Annotated in this window: 14 protein-coding genes; 4 read left to right on the forward strand and 10 right to left on the reverse strand. The window is 72.2% G+C overall.

Annotated features, from left to right (window positions below; translation table 11 throughout):
* Positions 1-44: 44 nt before the first annotated feature.
* The gene (dnaJ, locus tag DXZ73_RS16495) at positions 45-1181 is read right to left on the reverse strand and encodes a molecular chaperone DnaJ (protein WP_116211760.1); all 1137 of its coding nucleotides are present in this window, start codon (positions 1179-1181) and stop codon (positions 45-47) included.
* The gene (hrcA, locus tag DXZ73_RS16500) at positions 1182-2198 is read right to left on the reverse strand and encodes a heat-inducible transcriptional repressor HrcA (protein WP_116211761.1); all 1017 of its coding nucleotides are present in this window, start codon (positions 2196-2198) and stop codon (positions 1182-1184) included.
* A gap of 193 nt (positions 2199-2391) precedes the next feature.
* Between hrcA and DXZ73_RS16505 the strand changes: the two genes are divergently transcribed.
* Both DXZ73_RS16505 and DXZ73_RS16510 read left to right on the forward strand, forming a co-directional pair.
* Positions 2392-3123, forward strand: a complete 732-nt coding sequence (locus DXZ73_RS16505; RefSeq protein WP_205519176.1) for an MBL fold metallo-hydrolase — start codon at positions 2392-2394, stop codon at positions 3121-3123.
* Between the two features lie 32 nt (positions 3124-3155).
* Positions 3156-3986, forward strand: a complete 831-nt coding sequence (locus tag DXZ73_RS16510) for a DUF3097 domain-containing protein (protein WP_116215659.1) — start codon at positions 3156-3158, stop codon at positions 3984-3986.
* Here DXZ73_RS16510 and DXZ73_RS16515 read toward each other — a convergent pair.
* The 4 genes from DXZ73_RS16515 to lepA form a co-directional block, all read right to left on the reverse strand.
* A complete protein-coding gene (locus DXZ73_RS16515; RefSeq protein WP_116211762.1) occupies positions 3983-4549 on the reverse strand; it encodes a Uma2 family endonuclease in 567 nt (188 codons plus the stop codon). The two genes, DXZ73_RS16510 and DXZ73_RS16515, sit on opposite strands and share 4 nt — an antisense overlap.
* Positions 4550-4649: 100 nt before the next feature.
* The gene (hemW, locus tag DXZ73_RS16520) at positions 4650-5882 is read right to left on the reverse strand and encodes a radical SAM family heme chaperone HemW (RefSeq protein WP_116211763.1); all 1233 of its coding nucleotides are present in this window, start codon (positions 5880-5882) and stop codon (positions 4650-4652) included.
* A gap of 48 nt (positions 5883-5930) precedes the next feature.
* Positions 5931-7820, reverse strand: a complete 1890-nt coding sequence (locus DXZ73_RS16525) for an AMP-dependent synthetase/ligase (RefSeq protein ID WP_116211764.1) — start codon at positions 7818-7820, stop codon at positions 5931-5933.
* Positions 7821-8072: 252 nt separating this feature from the next.
* Complete coding sequence (lepA, locus tag DXZ73_RS16530) at positions 8073-9938, reverse strand: translation elongation factor 4 (RefSeq protein ID WP_116211765.1); 1866 nt, start codon at positions 9936-9938, stop codon at positions 8073-8075.
* A gap of 205 nt (positions 9939-10143) precedes the next feature.
* Here lepA and rpsT point away from each other — a divergent pair, with 205 nt between their 5' ends.
* Positions 10144-10410: a 30S ribosomal protein S20 gene (gene rpsT / locus DXZ73_RS16535; protein ID WP_087928167.1), complete on the forward strand. Its 267-nt coding sequence runs from the start codon at positions 10144-10146 to the stop codon at positions 10408-10410.
* A gap of 346 nt (positions 10411-10756) precedes the next feature.
* Here the strand turns inward: rpsT and holA are convergent, their stop codons facing one another.
* Positions 10757-11743 (reverse strand): DNA polymerase III subunit delta, encoded by a 987-nt coding sequence (gene holA / locus DXZ73_RS16540; RefSeq protein WP_205519177.1) that lies wholly within the window; start codon positions 11741-11743, stop codon positions 10757-10759.
* A gap of 162 nt (positions 11744-11905) precedes the next feature.
* On the opposite strand from holA, the gene DXZ73_RS16545 reads away from it, so the two are divergent.
* Positions 11906-12133: a hypothetical protein gene (locus DXZ73_RS16545; protein ID WP_116215661.1), complete on the forward strand. Its 228-nt coding sequence runs from the start codon at positions 11906-11908 to the stop codon at positions 12131-12133.
* A 22-nt stretch (positions 12134-12155) separates the two neighbouring features.
* Here the strand turns inward: DXZ73_RS16545 and DXZ73_RS16550 are convergent, their stop codons facing one another.
* From DXZ73_RS16550 to DXZ73_RS16560, 3 genes are all read right to left on the reverse strand, one after another.
* Entirely contained in the window at positions 12156-14339 is a 2184-nt protein-coding gene (locus DXZ73_RS16550) for a ComEC/Rec2 family competence protein (protein ID WP_240351744.1), read from the reverse strand.
* 362 nt (positions 14340-14701) lie between these two features.
* On the reverse strand, positions 14702-15574 hold the full coding sequence (locus tag DXZ73_RS16555) for a ComEA family DNA-binding protein (RefSeq protein ID WP_240351372.1): 873 nt from the start codon (positions 15572-15574) through the stop codon (positions 14702-14704).
* Between the two features lie 209 nt (positions 15575-15783).
* Positions 15784-16629, reverse strand: a complete 846-nt coding sequence (locus tag DXZ73_RS16560; RefSeq protein ID WP_116211767.1) for a DegV family protein — start codon at positions 16627-16629, stop codon at positions 15784-15786.
* Positions 16630-16669 lie beyond the last annotated feature (40 nt).

Below are 16669 nucleotides of genomic sequence, written 5' to 3' on the forward strand. Positions count from 1 at the left end.
TGTGCTCACCCGGGGGACAAACCCCCGGGCCCCCGGCCGGGCGCCTAACGACCGTTGAACGCATCCTTCAACCGCGAGAACAGCCCCTGCTGCCCCGGCTTGAACTCGCCCATGGGGCGCTCCTCGCCGCGCAGCTTCGCCAGCTGGCGGAGGAGCTCCTCCTGCTGGGGGTCGAGCTTGTTGGGCGTGATCACCTCGACGTGGACCACGAGGTCACCACGGCCGCCGCCCCGCAGGTGCGTCACACCGCGCTGGTGCAGCGGGATCGACTGGCCGGACTGCGTGCCCGGGCGGATGTCGATCTCCTCGACGCCGTCCAGGGTCTCCAGCGGCACCTTCGTGCCGAGGGCCGCGGCCGTCATCGGGAGGGTGACCGTGCAGTGCAGGTCGTCGCCGCGCCGCTGGAAGGTCGGGTGCGGGGTCTCGTGGATCTCCACATAGAGGTCGCCCGCGGGGCCGCCGCCGGGGCCGACCTCGCCCTCGCCCGCCAGCTGGATGCGGGTGCCGTTGTCGACACCGGCCGGGATCTTGACCGTGAGCGTGCGGCGCGACCGGACGCGGCCGTCGCCGGCGCACTCCGGGCACGGGGTCGGCACCACGGTGCCGAAGCCCTGGCACTGCGGGCAGGGCCGCGAGGTCATGACCTGGCCGAGGAAGGACCGGGTGACCTGCGAGACCTCACCGCGGCCGCGGCACATGTCACAGGTCTGCGCGGAGGTGCCGGGGGCCGCGCCCTCGCCGCTGCACGTGGTGCAGACGACGGCGGTGTCGACCTGGATCTCCTTGGTGGTGCCGAACGCGGCCTCGTTGAGGCTGACTTCGAGCCGGATCATGGCGTCCTGGCCACGGCGCGTGCGCGAGCGCGGACCGCGCTGCGAGGCCTGGCCGAAGAAGGCGTCCATGATGTCCGAGAAGTTGCCGAAGCCGGCGCCGAAGCCACCGGCCCCGCCACCGCCGCCGTTCGCGGAGAGCGGGTCGCCGCCGAGGTCGTAGACCTGCTTCTTCTGCGGGTCCGAGAGCACCTCGTAAGCGGCGTTGATCTCCTTGAACCGCTCCTGCGTCTTCGGGTCCGGGTTCACATCCGGGTGCAGCTCACGGGCGAGGCGGCGGAAGGCCTTCTTGATCTCGTCCTGCGAGGCATCACGCCGTACGCCCAGGACCGCGTAGTAGTCCGTGGCCACTTACGACTCCGCCAGGATCTGTCCGACGTAACGTGCCACTGCGCGTACCGCTCCCATCGTTCCGGGGTAGTCCATGCGGGTCGGTCCGACCACGCCGAGTTTGGCGACTGCCTCGTCGCCCGAACCGTAGCCGACGGCGACGACCGATGTGGAGTTCAGGCCCTCATGAGCATTCTCATGACCGATTCGCACCGTCATGCCCGAATCCTTGGCCTCGCCGAGCAGCTTGAGCAGCACCACCTGCTCCTCCAACGCCTCCAGCACGGGCCGGATCGTCAGCGGGAAGTCGTGCCCGAAGCGGGTGAGATTGGCGGTGCCGCCGATCATCAGCCGCTCCTCGGTCTCCTCGACCAGGGTCTCCAGCAGGGTCGCGAGGACCGTCGAAACGGTTCCTCGGTCCTCCTGCTCGAAGGACTCGGTGAGGTCCTGCACCAGCTGCGGCACATCCGCGAACCGGCGCCCCACGACCCGGCTGTTGAGCCGCGCGCGGAGATCCGCCAGCGAGGTCTCGCCGATCGGCGCCGGGCAGTCGACCATGCGCTGCTCGACCCGGCCGGTGTCCGTGATCAGCACCAGCATCACCCGTGCGGGGGCCAGCGAGAGCAGCTCCACGTGTCGCACGGTCGAGCGGGTCAGCGAGGGATATTGCACCACCGCGACCTGCCGGGTCAGCTGCGCGAGCAGCCGCACCGTGCGGCCCACGACGTCGTCGAGGTCGACGGCGCCGTCGAGGAAGTTGTGGATGGCCCGCCGCTCCGGCGTCGACAGGGGCTTGACGCCCGCGAGCTTGTCGACGAAGAGGCGGTAGCCCTTGTCCGTCGGGATGCGGCCGGCGCTGGTGTGCGGCTGGGCGATGAAGCCCTCGTCCTCCAGGGCGGCCATGTCGTTGCGCACGGTCGCCGGGGACACACCGAGGCGGTGCCGCTCGGTGAGGGCCTTGGAGCCGACGGGCTCCTCGGTGCCCACATAGTCCTGGACGATGGCGCGCAACACTTCGAGCCTGCGTTCGCTCAGCACCGCGCACCTCCAGTCCAGCCGTCTACGGGGTCCTTCCCTGGCACTCCATGGTCACGAGTGCCAGATCCCTTCAGCCAGTGTACGGCCGTGCACCGCGGCGAGGGCAAGAGCCGTCGTGCCGTGCGCCCGCACACACCGCCGCCGCACACCCGTCGAGCGGGCAACCGTACCGCGCTCCGGCTAGCGTCCGGGTATGGAGAAGCATGAGGGGACAGCGCGTTGGGAAGTGCTCGCGCCGGGGGTCGCGCGCCGCAGAATGCCCGTGTGGGACGCCACGATCGGGGTGATCGCGGGGCCGGACGGCGTGCTGCTCGTCGACACCGGGGCGACGGTACGGGAGGGCGCCGAGGTCCGGCGGGAGGTGCGGGAGCTCCTCGGCCGCGACGTGACGCATATCGCTCTCACGCATCCGCACTTCGACCACGTCTTCGGCACGGCCGCGTTCTCGGGGGTGCAGGTGTACGGGGCGGTGGGGCTCGCCGACACCCTGCTGCGCGAGCGCGAGGAGCTGGCGCGGGACGCCGTGCGGCACGGGGTCGATCCGACGGCCGCGGCGGAGGCCGCGGACCTGCTCGTACTGCCCCGCCACCCCGTCTCCGGCGAGCTCACGCTCGACCTGGGCGACGGGCGGCAGGCGCTGCTGGCCAACGTCGGTCCGGGTCACACCGCGCACGATCTGACGGTGCTGGTGGCGGGGGCGGGCGGGGCGCCCGAGGTCGTCTTCTGCGGCGACCTGGTCGAGGAGTCGGGCGAGCCGCAGGCGGGGCCGGACGCGCTCCCCCGCCAGTGGCCCGCGGCGCTGGACCGGCTGCTGGCGCTGGGCGGCGAGGACGCGGTGTACGTACCGGGGCACGGGGCCGTGGTGGACGCGGCGTTCGTACGCGCGCAACGTGACGCGCTGGCGGCACGGTTCGGCGTGTCGTGAGCGTCGCGCGATCTTGATCCACAATGGCGCGCATGCGCAGCAGACAATACGGGCCCGACCTCACCCCTCCGTGGAAGCGTCAGCAGCCCGCTCCCGAAGTGGCCGCCGAGGCGGATCTCGTGGTCGAGGAGGTCACCACCGGCTTCTGCGGGGCGGTGATCCGCTGCGAGAAGACGGCGCAGGGGCCCACCGTCACCCTGGAGGACCGCTTCGGCAAGCACCGCGTCTTCCCGATGGAACCGCGCGGATTCCTGCTGGAGGGCCGCGTCGTCACCCTCGTACGCCCCACGGTCCCGAGCGCGCCGCAGGGCCCGGTCCGTACGGCCTCCGGCTCGATCGCCGTCCCGGGGGCGCGGGCGCGTGTCGCACGCGCCGGACGCATCTACGTGGAGGGCCGCCACGACGCGGAGCTCGTGGAGCGGGTGTGGGGCGACGACCTGCGGATCGAGGGCGTGGTCGTGGAGTACCTGGAGGGCATCGACGACCTCCCGGCCATCGTGCGGTCGTTCGCACCAGGTCCGGATGCCCGGCTGGGGGTGCTGGTCGACCACCTGGTGCCGGGCTCGAAGGAGTCACGGATCGCGGCGGAGGTGACGGGTGCGGACGTCCTGGTAGTGGGGCATCCGTACATCGACGTGTGGGAGGCCGTGAAGCCGTCGTCGGTGGGGATCGCGGGGTGGCCGCGCGTGCCGCGGGGGGAGGACTGGAAGACGGGGGTGTGCCGGGCGCTGGGGTGGCCGGTGAACACGGGGGCCGCTTGGCAGCGGATTCTGGGGTCGGTGCGCACTTTCAGGGACTTGGAGCCGGAGCTCCTCGGCCGGGTCGAGGAGCTGATCGACTTTGTGACGGTGCCGACTGCTTAGCGGGCGGTGCCGGGCGAGGTCCGGAATTCCGATGTGTCCAAGGTGACGCCCAGCATGGCGAGCGGCACAGGATCGCCGAACTTCGTGGTCCGCGTTGTTGCGTAGTCAGCCTCATCCCCGGCGCCAACCGGCTCAGTGAGCAACACGCACTGGGCAGCGAAGGGGTCGACAATCAGGTAGGCAGGGACCTGCCCTGCCGCGTAAATGGAGCGCTTGATCTTGTAGTCGCGGAGAGCGCTGGTCTTGGAAACCACCTCTACGACCAGCGTGGCGGCTGAGGCGGGGACAAGCCGTCCAGGACCCTCGAACGCCCCCTGCTCGACCACCAGCAAGTCCGGGACCGGCTCACTGCTCTCGCCCGGAATGGCAAGGTCTTGGGTTTGTAGCGGATACCAACGATCTCGCGGAACCTGGTCCTGGACCGCCAGGACGATCAGGTTGTGGACCAACCCGGGCCCCGCCATCATCACGATTTCCCCCCGCAGAAGCTCGATCTTGTATCCCTCGAAGAGCTCGGGGTGCTCCTGGAATACAGCGATCATTCGTTCATCCACAGCGGTCATCTCCGTGGTCCTCCACATCCGCCGCGTGCATTTGGCGGCAGCCTATGGAGAGCGTAGGCGGGTGCACAGCGTATGCGCGTCAGTTCACCCGAACAGGTAATCAGTCGACCAGATCCCGCACCACCGCGTCCGCCAGCAACCGCCCCCGCAGCGTCAGCACCGCGCGCCCCGCCTCGTACGGCTCGGCCTGGAGCAGTCCGTCCGCCAGTGCCTTCGCCGCCGCCTTCGCGCCGGCGGGCTTGAGCAGATCGAGCGGGCAGCCCTCCAGCAGGCGGAGCTCCAGCAGGATGCGTTCGACGCGGCGGTCCTCGTCCGGCAGGATCTCGCGGCCCGCGCCCGGGGAGCGTCCCTCGCTGAGGGCCTGCGCGTAGGCGCCCGGGTGCTTGACGTTCCACCACCGCACGCCCCCTACGTGGGAGTGCGCGCCGGGGCCCGCGCCCCACCAGTCCGCACCGCGCCAGTAGAGCTCGTTGTGCCGGCAGCGCCCGGCCTCGCTGGTGGCCCAGTTGGAGACCTCGTACCAGCTGAAGCCCGCGGACGTGAGCATGTCCTCGGCGATCAGATAGCGGTCGGCGTGGACGTCGTCGTCCGTCATGGGGACCTCGCCGCGGCGGATCCGGCGGGCCAGCTGGGTGCCCTCCTCGACGATCAGCGCGTACGCCGAGACGTGGTCGGGGCCCGCGCCGATCGCGGCGTCGAGGGAGGCGCGCCAGTCGTCGTCGGACTCCCCCGGCGTGCCGTAGATCAGGTCCAGGTTGACGTGGTCGAACCCGGCGGCCCGCGCCTCCGCGACGCATGCCTCCGGGCGGCCCGGGGTGTGCGTGCGGTCGAGGATCTTCAGCACGTGCTGCCGGGCGCTCTGCATGCCGAAGGAGATCCGGTTGAAACCGCCCTCGCGCAGCTCCGCCAGATAGCGGGGGTCCACGGACTCCGGGTTGGCCTCGGTGGTGATCTCCGCGCCCTCCGCGAAGCCGAACTCGTCGCGGATCGCGGCCAGCATCCGCACGAGGTCGGCGGCGGGCAGCAGCGTGGGCGTGCCGCCGCCGACGAAGACGGTCTCCACGGGGCGCGGGTCGTCGCCGAGCACCTTCCGCGCGAGGCGGATCTCGTGGGCGAGCGTCTCGGCGTAGTTGTCCCGGGAGGCCAGGGCCCCGCCGGAGCCGCGCAGCTCACTCGCGGTGTAGGTGTTGAAGTCGCAGTATCCGCAGCGTGTCGCGCAGTACGGCACGTGCAGGTAGAAGCCGAGCGGCCGCCGTCCGGCGCCCTCCAGGGCGTGGTGGGGCAGCGCCCCGTCCTCGGGCATGGTCTCGCCGTCAGGCAGTACGGAAGGCATGGGTCCATTGTCCGGCATCGGCCGGCGGACCCGGCACCTCCGCCCGGCTCAGGCCTCCCGGGCGCCCGCGTACATCTCCTCGATCAGCTCCTTGTACTGCCGCTCCACGACGGGCCGCTTGAGCTTGAGGCTCGGGGTGAGCTCGCCGTGCTCGACATCGAGGTCGCGCGGCAGCAGCCGGAACTTCTTGATCGTCTGCCAGCGCTGGAGGCCCTCGTTGAGCCGCTTCACATAGCCCTCGATGAGCTCCTCGGTCTCCTTGGCGGCGGCCACCTCGGCGTACGACTTGCCCGCCAGGCCGTGCTCCGCGGCCCAGACCATGAGGGTGGGCTCGTCCAGGGCGATGAGCGCGGTGCAGAAATTGCGGTCGGCGCCGTGCACCAGGATGTTGGAGACGAAGGGGCAGACGGCCTTGAACTGGCCCTCGACCTCGGCGGGGGCGACGTATTTGCCGCCCGACGTCTTGATCAGGTCCTTCTTGCGGTCGGTGATGCGCAGGAAGCCGTCCGGGGACAGCTCGCCGATGTCGCCGGTGTGGAACCAGCCGTCGGACTCCAGGACCTCGGCGGTCTTCTCGGGCTGGCCGTGGTAGCCGGCCATGACGCCGGGGCCGCGCAGCAGGACCTCGCCGTCGTCGGCGATGCGGACCTCGGTGCCGGGCAGCGGCTTGCCGACGGTGCCGGTGCGATAGGACTCGCCCGGGTTGACGAAGCTCGCGGCGCTGGTCTCCGTGAGGCCGTAGCCCTCCAGGATGTGGACGCCCGCGCCGGAGAAGAAGTAGCCGATGTCGGGGGCGAGCGCGGACGCGCCGGAGACGCAGGCGCGCAGCCGCCCGCCGAACGCCTCGCGGATCTTGGTGTAGACGAGCGCGTCGGCGACCTTGTGCTTGGCGGCGAGCCCGAAGGGGACGCTTCTGCTGCCGGTGCGGCGGAAGTTGTCCTGGGAGGCCTTGGCGTACTCGCGGGCCACGTCGGCGGCCCAGTGGAAGATCTTGTACTTGGCTCCGCCGCCCTCGCGCGCCTTGGCCGCGACGCCGTTGTAGACCTTCTCGAAGATGCGCGGCACGGCGGCCATATAGGTGGGCCGGACGACCGCGAGGTTCTCCACTATGCGGTCCACGCGCCCGTCGACGGCGGTGACGTGCCCGGTGCTGATGTGGCTGACGGTGAGCACCTTGCCGAAGACGTGCGCGAGCGGCAGCCACAGGTACTGCACGTCGTCGGAGCGCACCAGGCCGGTCACCTGGATGGAGCGCGCCATGTACGCCCAGGAGTCGTGGAGCAGCCGTACGCCCTTGGGGCGGCCGGTGGTGCCGGAGGTGTAGATCAGGGTCGCGAGCTGGTCGGCCCGCAGCGCCTTGATCCGGTCCCGCACGGCGTCGGGGTCGCCCTTCAGCAGGGCGGTGCCGCGCCGCTCCAGCTCGGCGAGGGAGAGCACGAAGCCGTCCGGGTCGCCCTCGGCGGGGACGGCGTCCGCGGCGTCGATCACCACGACGTGGACGAGTCCGGGCAGGTCGGCGCGGTGCTCGCGGACCTTGGCGAGCTGGGCGGCGTCCTCGGCGATCAGCACCCGGCTCTCGGAGTCGGAGAGGATGAAGGCCGTCTCCTCGGCGTTGGTGCTGGGGTAGACCGTGGTGGTGGCGGCGCCGGAACAGAGCACTCCGAGGTCCGCGAGGATCCACTCCACCCGGGTGGAGGCGGCGAGCGCGACCCGCTCCTCGGGGTGCACCCCGAGGTCGATCAGCCCGGCGGCGATGGCGAAGATCCGGTCGGCGGCCTCCCGCCAGCTGAGCGAGGCCCAGGCGTCGGGGCGGCTGCCGGAGGGAGAGGGCACCGGATAGCGATAGGCCTCCGCGTCGGGGGTCGCCTCTACGCGTTCGACGAGGATCGTCGCCACGGAGGGCGGACGGTTCTCGATCAAAGCCTGTGTCTCGGTCACGGCGTCCTCCGGGGCCCGATTCGTTGCTGGTGACTCGCGAGTAACCTTCCAAGCAGTGATCAGACTAGAGCCCGTACGGCCCCTGCGTAAGGGCCTGTAGTTGCCTTGTCGAAGCTGTGACCGGCGAAATGGCCGACGGACGCCCACACCTGGCCCGAGCTGCGCCTTCCGGCAGCGCGAAGCGCCCGCCCCCACGCGGGGGACGGGCGCTCGCGGCCGTCGGACGGTGACTTGTCGGTCTTGGTCCGGCGGCTACTTCTTGCTCTTGTCGGCGCCGTCGGTGTCCGAGGACAGCACCGCGATGAAGGCCTCCTGGGGGACCTCCACGTTGCCGACCATCTTCATCCGCTTCTTGCCTTCCTTCTGCTTCTCCAGCAGCTTGCGCTTGCGGGAGATGTCGCCGCCGTAGCACTTGGCGAGGACGTCCTTGCGGATCGCGCGGACCGTCTCACGGGCGATGACCCGCGAGCCGATGGCGGCCTGGATCGGCACCTCGAAGTTCTGCCGCGGGATGAGCTCGCGCAGCTTGGCGACGAGCCGCACGCCGTACGCGTACGCCTTGTCCTTGTGCGTGATCGCGGAGAACGCGTCGACCTTGTCGCCGTGCAGCAGGATGTCGACCTTGACCAGGCTGGCCTGCTGCTCGCCGGTGGGCTCGTAGTCCAGGGAGGCGTAGCCGCGGGTCTTGGACTTCAGCTGGTCGAAGAAGTCGAAGACGATCTCCGCGAGCGGGAGGGTGTAGCGCAGCTCGACGCGGTCCTCGGAGAGGTAGTCCATGCCCAGCAGCGAGCCGCGGCGGGACTGGCAGAGCTCCATGATCGCGCCGACGAACTCGTTCGGCGCGAGGATCGTCGACTTGACGACGGGCTCGTGCACCTCGGAGATCTTCCCCTCGGGGAACTCGCTCGGGTTGGTGACGATGTGCTCGGCGCCGTCCTCCATCTTGACCCGGTAGACCACGTTGGGCGCGGTGGCGATCAGGTCGAGGCCGAACTCGCGCTCCAGCCGCTCGCGGATCACGTCCAGGTGGAGCAGGCCGAGGAAGCCGACGCGGAAACCGAAGCCGAGGGCGGCGGAGGTCTCCGGCTCGTAGACCAGCGCGGCGTCGTTGAGCTGGAGCTTGTCGAGCGCCTCGCGCAGCTCGGGGTAGTCCGAGCCGTCCAGCGGGTAGAGGCCGGAGAACACCATCGGCTTGGGGTCCTTGTAGCCGCCCAGGGCCTCGGTGGCGCCCTTGGCGAACGAGGTGATCGTGTCACCGACCTTGGACTGCCGGACGTCCTTCACACCGGTGATGATGTAGCCCACCTCGCCGACACCCAGGCCGTCGGAGGGCGTCATCTCGGGCGAGGAGACGCCGATCTCCAGCAGCTCGTGGGTGGCGCCGGTCGACATCATCTTGATGCGCTCGCGCTTCTTCAGCTCGCCGTCCACGACCCTGACGTAGGTGACCACGCCGCGGTAGGAGTCGTAGACCGAGTCGAAGATCATCGCCCGGGCGGGGGCGTCCTTGACGCCGACCGGGGCCGGGACCTCGGCGATGACCTTGTCGAGCAGCGCGTCGACGCCAACGCCGGTCTTCGCGGAGACCTTGAGCACGTCGGAGGGGTCGCAGCCGATGAGGTGCGCCAGCTCGGCGGCGAACTTCTCGGGCTGGGCGGCCGGCAGGTCGATCTTGTTGAGGACCGGGATGATCGTGAGGTCGTTCTCCATCGCCAGGTAGAGGTTGGCGAGGGTCTGGGCCTCGATGCCCTGGGCGGCGTCCACCAGGAGGATGCAGCCCTCGCACGCGGCGAGGGAGCGCGAGACCTCGTAGGTGAAGTCGACGTGACCGGGGGTGTCGATCATGTTGAGGATGTGGGTGTTGCCCTTGTCCTCGGTGGGCGCCCAGGGCAGCCGGACCGCCTGCGACTTGATCGTGATGCCGCGCTCGCGCTCGATGTCCATCCGGTCGAGGTACTGCGCGCGCATCTGCCGCTGGTCGACCACGCCGGTCAGCTGAAGCATCCGGTCGGCGAGCGTCGACTTGCCATGGTCGATGTGCGCGATGATGCAGAAGTTACGGATCAGAGCCGGGTCGGTACGGCTCGGCTCGGGCACGTTGGTAGGGGTCGCGGGCACGCAGGATCCATTCGGTGACTTCGGCGTTTGAACGCCAGTCTCGGCGGGAGTCGGGTATACGACCCCTCCATGGTCCCATGAGCGGCGGGTACGGTCCGGTTTGGGAGCCCGGAGCGCCTGCTGGTAACCTGGTCCACTGTGCCTCGTGCCCTCTCAGGTACGGGTGCACAACATCGAAATCCAACGAACCTGAAAAGGCTCTTTCGTGGCGAACATCAAGTCCCAGATCAAGCGGAACAAGACCAACGAGAAGGCGCGCCTGCGTAACAAGGCCGTCAAGTCCTCGGTCAAGACCGCTGTCCGCGCGGCCCGCGAGGCCCTGCTCGCCGGCGACGTCGAGAAGGCCACCGCCGCCGTTGCCGCGGCCGGCAAGAAGCTCGACAAGGCCGCCAGCAAGGGTGTCCTGCACAAGAACGCCGCCGCCAACAAGAAGTCGGCGCTGGCCAAGCAGGCTGCGGCCCTCAAGGCCTGAAGCCTTTCCGGGGCGTGAGCCCCGGTTTTCTCGCCGGCACGGACCCAGCGGACCCTCTCTACCGCTCCGGACCGGCACCCCGCCGCACTCGGTCGTTCGCCACGCGGGTGCGGTTCGAGCCTTTCGGCTCGCTTGACGAATTCGAAGGCCCCGTGGCCGCCCTTCCCCAGGGCGGGTACGGGGCCTTTGATTTTTGCCGACCGCATGCTGTGCCTGCTTCGCAGGCGAGCGCCCTTGGGGGTCCCCCCGGACGGAGTCTGGGGGAGCGTCCTCAAACGCCGGACGGGCTGGATTCGGCTGATGTGAGGTGCGAATCCAGCCCGTCCGACCATTGGGCCCCGGAACGCTAGCCTCGGCTGCGCGCCGCGCGGGCCACCGCTACGACCGCCTTCTCCAGGGCGTACTCGGGGTCGTCGCCGCCGCCCTTCACGCCCGCGTCCGCCGCGGCGACGGCCCGCAGCGCGACGGCGACCCCGTCCGCCGACCAGCCCCGCATCTGCTGGCGCACCCGGTCGATCTTCCACGGCGGCATGCCCAGATCCCGGGCCAGGTCACCCGGGCGGGCGCCCCGCGGCGCGGAGGCGAGCTTGCCGATCGCCCGGACGCCCTGCGCGAGCGCACTGGTGATCAGCACCGGGGCGACCCCGGTCGACATCGCCCAGCGCAACGCCTCCAGGGCCTCGGCCGCTCGGCCCTCCACGGCCCGGTCGGCGACGGTGAAGCTGGACGCCTCGGCCCGGCCGGTGTAGTAGCGGGCGACGACGGCCTCGTCGATCGTGCCCTCGATGTCGGCGACAAGCTGGGTGCAGGCACTGGCCAGCTCACGGAGGTCGCTGCCGATCGCGTCCACCAGGGCCTGGCAGGCCTCCGGGGTCGCGGAGCGGCCGGTCGCGCGGAACTCCGAGCGCACGAACGCCAGGCGGTCGGCCGGCTTGGTCATCTTCGGGCAGGCGACCTCGCGGGCCCCGGCCTTGCGGACCGCGTCCAGCAGGCCCTTGCCCTTGGCGCCGCCCGCGTGCAGCAGGACGAGGGTGATCTCCTCGATGGGCGCGCCGATATAGCCCTTCACGTCCTTCACCGAGTCCGCCGAGAGGTCCTGCGCGTTGCGCACGATCACGACCTTGCGCTCGGAGAACAGCGACGGGCTGGTCAGCTCGGCCAGCGTGCCGGGCTGGAGCTGGTCGGAGGTGAGGTCGCGTACGTCGGTGTCCGCGTCGGCGGCGCGGGCGGCGGTCACCACCTCGCGCACGGCGCGGTCGAGAAGGAGATCCTCCTGGCCCACGGCGAGCGTGACGGGGGCGAGCAGGTCGTCGGTTGCAGTCTTCCTGGCCATCGCGTCCAGCATCCCACGCACCGCTGACACTCCGGCCCGCGCGGCCGGACGGGCGTACCGCACAATGATCGGGTGAGCAGCGTTTCCCCTTCCTCTCCTTCCCCTTCCCACCCGGCCTCCTCCCCGTCGCCCGCCTTCGACGCGGCCGACCCCGTACGGCACCTGCTGGTGCTCCCCGACCGCGACGCCGCCGACGAGGTGGCGGACGAGGTCGCCCGTCGCTTCCCCCTGGACGAGCAGCCCCAGGTGGTGCGCGAGGCCCTCGCGGGCGAGGACGACGCCGAGGACGCGCAGTGGCTGGTGGTCCTGGAGGACCCCCGCGGCGCCCTGGCCCCCGACGCCCTGCGCGAGCTCGCCGAGGAGTACGAGGGCTGGCTCGAAGCGGAGTGACCCCGCCGCACCGCACCGCCCCTCACTTCGCGAGGACGGCCGTGGCGTCGCCGGTCACCGCCACCGGGCCGTCCCGGTCGGTGCGCAGCACCGTCGCGCCCTGGGCCCGAAGGGCCTGGACCGTGCGGGGTGACGGGTGTCCATAGCGGTTGCCCGCGCCCACGGAGACGACCGCCAGACGCGGGCGGAGTCTCCGTATCAGCCGGGGGTCCTGGTGGGCGGAGCCGTGGTGGGCGACCTTGAGGACGTCCACCGGGGGCAGGTCGGGGCGGGTCTCCGCCAGGGCCTGCTGGGCGGGTGGTTCGAGGTCGCCGAGCAGGAGCAGGGTCAGCCCGGCGCTGCGGACCAGGAGGGTGACGCTCGCGTCGTTGGGCCCGTCCTCCGCGGCGACGGACACCCCCGCCGGTGGCGGCCACAGCACTTCCCAGGACAGCTCCCCTAGGTGCCGCCGCTCCCCCGGCACCGCCTCCACGACCGGGACCCTTGCCCGCTCCGCCTCCCGGCGCACGAACGCGGCCCGGCCCGGCGGTTCCGCGAACGATGTCGTCTCGATCCCCCCGACCGCCCTTCCGCGCAGCACGCCGGGCAGACCGTCTACGTGATCCGCGTGAAAGTGGGTGAGCAGCAGGAGCGGCACCCGCCGCACACCCAGGGCGCGCAGGCAGCGGTCGACGGCTCGCGGCTCGGGGCCCGCGTCCACGACGAGGGCGGTGCTCTCACCCGCGGCCAGGACCAGGGCGTCGCCCTGCCCCACGTCGCACGCCGCGAACCGCCAGTCGGGCGGCGGCCAGCCGGTGACGACCCGGGTCAGGGGTGCCGGGCGGACGACCGCGACGAGCAGGAGCAGCGCGCAGGCCGCGCAGACCCAGGGCCGGTGGAGCGTCCGGCGGGCGGCGAACACGGCGGCCCCGGTCAGCGCCGCCAGCAGCAGCCCGCCGGGCCAGCCGCCCGGCCAGCCGAGCTCCGCGCCGGGCAGGCCGGCTCCCGTACGGGCCACGGCCGCGGCCCAGGACGCGGGCCAGCCGGCCAGCCATGCGAGGCCCTCAGCGGCGGGCGGCACGAGCGGCGCGGCCACGAGCGCCGCGAAGCCGAGGACCGTCGCGGGGGCGACGGCCAGTTCCGCCAGGAGATTGCACGGAATCGCCACCAGGCTCACCCGCGCCGCCATGACCGCGATCACCGGCCCGCACACGGCCTGCGCGGCGGCGGCCGCGGCCAGGGCCTCCGCGGCGCGTGGTGGAATGCCGCGCCGCCGCAGCCCGTCGCCCCAGCGTGGGGCCAGGGTGAGGAGGGCGCCGGTGGCCAGGACCGACAGCAGGAAGCCATAGCTCCGGGCCAGCCACGGGTCCCAGAGCACGAGCAGCAGCACGGACGCCGCGAGCGCGGGCAGCAGGCTGCGGCGCCGCCCCGTGCCGATGGCCAGCAGGGTGATCAGCCCGCATCCGGCCGCGCGCAGCACACTCGGCTCGGGGCGGCACACGACCACGAACCCCAGCGCCAGCACCGCGCCCAGCACCGCCGTCAGCCGCAGCGGCAACCCCAACCGGGCGGCCAGCCCCCGCCTTTCGGCGCGCGCCGCGAGGTGCGGCGGGCCGATGAGCACCGCGATCAGGATCGCGAGATTGCTCCCGGAGACGGCCAGCAGGTGCGTCAGATCCGTGGCACGGAAGGCGTCTTCGAGGTCGGGCGGGATGCGTGACGTATCGCCGACCACCAGTCCCGGAAGGAGCGCCCGGGCGTCCGGAGCCAGGCCGTCCGTGGCGTCGCGGAGGCCCGCGCGGAGCCGGGCGGCCGTCCGTTGGAGGGCGTTGGGCTCCTCGATGACGTGCGGTGGGTCCGGGCCGGTGACGCGCACGACCGCGGCGATCCGGTCGCCCCGCCGGGCCGGAGGGGACAGGCGTCCGGTGACCCGGATCCCGGTGGAGGGCAGCAGCCCGAGCCAGGAAGGGTGGGCGATCAGCAGGACGGGCGTACGGACGGCTGTCTCGCGCTGTCCGGCGACCAGACGGGTCGCTTCGCCTTCCAGCACGACGGTGGGGGCGGCGTCTCCTTGAGGGCGGGAGTGGGTGGCATGCGGGTCGTCGGTGACCGTGACGTCGAGGGTGGCCTCGCGGTAGTGGGCGGCGAGGGCGGGGACGGGCCCGCCGTGTGCTTCGGCGGTGGTCAGGGCGGCGGCGGTGGCCGCGGCGGTGGCGCACAGCAGCATGGCGGCGGCCGCGGTGGCTGTCGCCGTGGCTCTGCGCGGGGTCGGGCGGCGGGGTTCTTCCTCTGTCACGCCCCTTCCCGAACCGGAGCTCCGGCCCGCGCCTCTTTCCTCTTCCTCGAACGCTTGAGGGGCTGATGGGTGCGGGCGCTGGTTCCCGCCCGTGGCCGGTGGTGGGTGGTCGGGTCGGTCGCGGGTGTCCTTCCGTCCGAGGGCCAACAGCAGGGTGCACGCCGCGAGCGCGCCAAGCGCCGCCGTGGCGGCGACCACCGTCGCGTCCGTCGCCAGGGCCATGGCCGCGGCCGCCCACGCGGCGGCGGCCGGCAGGACCAGGCGCAGGTCGCTCGGGGGCGCGTCGGGCGAGGTCACGGCTGGACCAGGGGGCGGAGGTCGGTGAAGCGGCGGGCGCCGATGCCGTTGACGTGGCGGAGCTCGTCCACCGAGCGGAAGCCGCCGTGCTCGGTGCGGTAGTCGACGATGTGCTGGGCGAGGACCGGGCCGACGCCCGGCAGCGCGTCGAGCTGTTCGACCGTCGCGGAGTTGAGGCTGACGGGACCGGCCGGTCTGCCGCCCGCCGGTCCGCTCGCGGCGCCGGGCGGTGGCGCGCCCGCGGGTCCCGGCGACGCGCCCACCACGATCTGTTCGCCGTCCATGAGCACCCGGGCCCGGTTGAGCCCCGTGGTGTCCGTGCCCGGTCGCGCGCCCCCGGCCGCGTCGAGCGCGTCGACGACCCTCGACCCGGTCGGCAGGCGCTGGATGCCGGGCCGGAGCACCTTGCCCGTCACGTCCACCACCACGCCGCCGCCGGCACGGGGCGCGGGACCCGCGCGATCGGCCGGAGGCGCCGCTGCGGCGGGGCGGTCGGCCACCACGGACGGCGTCTCCCGGTCGGGCGGGCGCACGGCCCGCGGGCGGCCCGCCCAGAAGTGGTACGCGGCGAACACGCACGCCGCGACCAGCACGACCGCCAGCGCGGCCAGCGTCTTCGGCTCGATCCCGCAGCGGAGTTGCACCCACATCGGGAGCCGCTCCGCCATGACGGTCCGCCAACTCCCTTGCGCACGAGGGACCTTGGGCACGCCCCCACCCGGCGGGTCGGGGCTGCCCCGGCCGGCTTGCCGTTCCGGGAACAGCGCCGTCGCCCGCTCCCCCGGCGAGCGGTCGGACCGGGGCTGCCCGGCGCGACCGGCACCCGAGTTCAACGGATCAAGCGTCAAGGTGTTCCGGCGATCAGTCATGCCACGACCGTAGGCGCGTCCGCCCGATCCCGCTGAAGCGGCCCAAATTCCGTGGATAACCCGCCAGTTGTGGATATCCGCGTCACCCGAACGACGGCTTCCACGCCGCGGAACGACCCGGAACACCCCGGAAGCCCGCCCGGATCCGGACGAATCCCCCGCAGCCCGCCCACTCGGCGCAGCCCGCCCACTCGGCGCGGCCCGCCCGCTCAGCGCGGCGCGACCACCACGCCCAGCAGCCCCGGCCCCGTGTGCGCCCCGATCACCGCGCCCACCTCGCTGACGTGCAGGTCCACCAGTCCCGGCACCCGCTCCCGCAGGCGGTCGGCGAGGAGCGTCGCGCGGTCGGGGGCGGCGAGGTGGTGGACGGCGATGTCGACGGGCGCGACGCCGGCCCGTTCGACGGCGATCTCCTCGAGGCGGGCGATGGCCTTGGACGCCGTGCGGACCTTCTCGCGCAGCTCGATGCGGCCGTCGTCCAGCTGGAGCAGGGGCTTGACCGCGAGCGCCGACCCCAGGAGCGCCTGTGCCGCGCCGATCCTGCCGCCGCGGCGGAGGTAGTCGAGGGTGTCGACGTAGAAGAACGCCACCGTGCCCTGCGCGCGCTTCTCGGCGGCGGCGGTGGCCTCGTCGAGCGTCCCGCCCGCGTCCGCGGTCTCCGCCGCGGCCAGTGCGCAGAAGCCGAGCGCCATGGCGACCATGCCCGTGTCCACGACCCGCACCGGCACGGGTGCGTCCGCCGCCGCGAGGACCGCCGCGTCGTACGTACCGGAGATCTCGGCGGAGAGATGGAGGGAGACGATGCTCTCCGCGCCCGCCTCGGCCGCCGCGCGGTAGGTGGCCGCGAAGACCTCGGGGCCGGGCCGTGAGGTGGTCACCGGCCTGCGCTTCTGGAGCGCCTGCGCGACGGAGCGCGCGGAGATCTCGGTGCCCTCTTCCAGCGCCTCGTCGTCCAGGACGACCGTGAGCGGCACGGCGGTGATGTCGTACCGCTCCATCGCCCGCTGTGGCAGATAGGCCGTGGAATCGGTGACGACAGCGACGTGGCGGGGCATGTTCCGGAGATTACCCTTCGGGGCGCTTCCGCGGCAGTGC

It is taken from the genome of Streptoverticillium olivoreticuli subsp. olivoreticuli (assembly GCF_003391135.1).
GTDB lineage: Bacteria > Actinomycetota > Actinomycetes > Streptomycetales > Streptomycetaceae > Streptomyces > Streptomyces blastmyceticus.

Excerpts from the sequence above, each read along its gene's own strand:
- DXZ73_RS16555 (WP_240351372.1), bottom strand. The coding sequence starts at position 15,574 with ATGACTGATCGCCGGAACACCTTGACGCTTGATCCGTTGAACTCGGGT.
- DXZ73_RS16510 (WP_116215659.1), top strand. The coding sequence starts at position 3,156 with ATGCGCAGCAGACAATACGGGCCCGACCTCACCCCTCCGTGGAAGCGT.
- DXZ73_RS16560 (WP_116211767.1), bottom strand. The coding sequence starts at position 16,629 with ATGCCCCGCCACGTCGCTGTCGTCACCGATTCCACGGCCTATCTGCCA.
- DXZ73_RS16505 (WP_205519176.1), top strand. The coding sequence starts at position 2,392 with ATGGAGAAGCATGAGGGGACAGCGCGTTGGGAAGTGCTCGCGCCGGGG.
- holA (WP_205519177.1), bottom strand. The coding sequence starts at position 11,743 with ATGGCCAGGAAGACTGCAACCGACGACCTGCTCGCCCCCGTCACGCTC.
- DXZ73_RS16515 (WP_116211762.1), bottom strand. The coding sequence starts at position 4,549 with ATGACCGCTGTGGATGAACGAATGATCGCTGTATTCCAGGAGCACCCC.
- DXZ73_RS16550 (WP_240351744.1), bottom strand. The coding sequence starts at position 14,339 with ATGCTGCTGTGCGCCACCGCCGCGGCCACCGCCGCCGCCCTGACCACC.
- hemW (WP_116211763.1), bottom strand. The coding sequence starts at position 5,882 with ATGCCTTCCGTACTGCCTGACGGCGAGACCATGCCCGAGGACGGGGCG.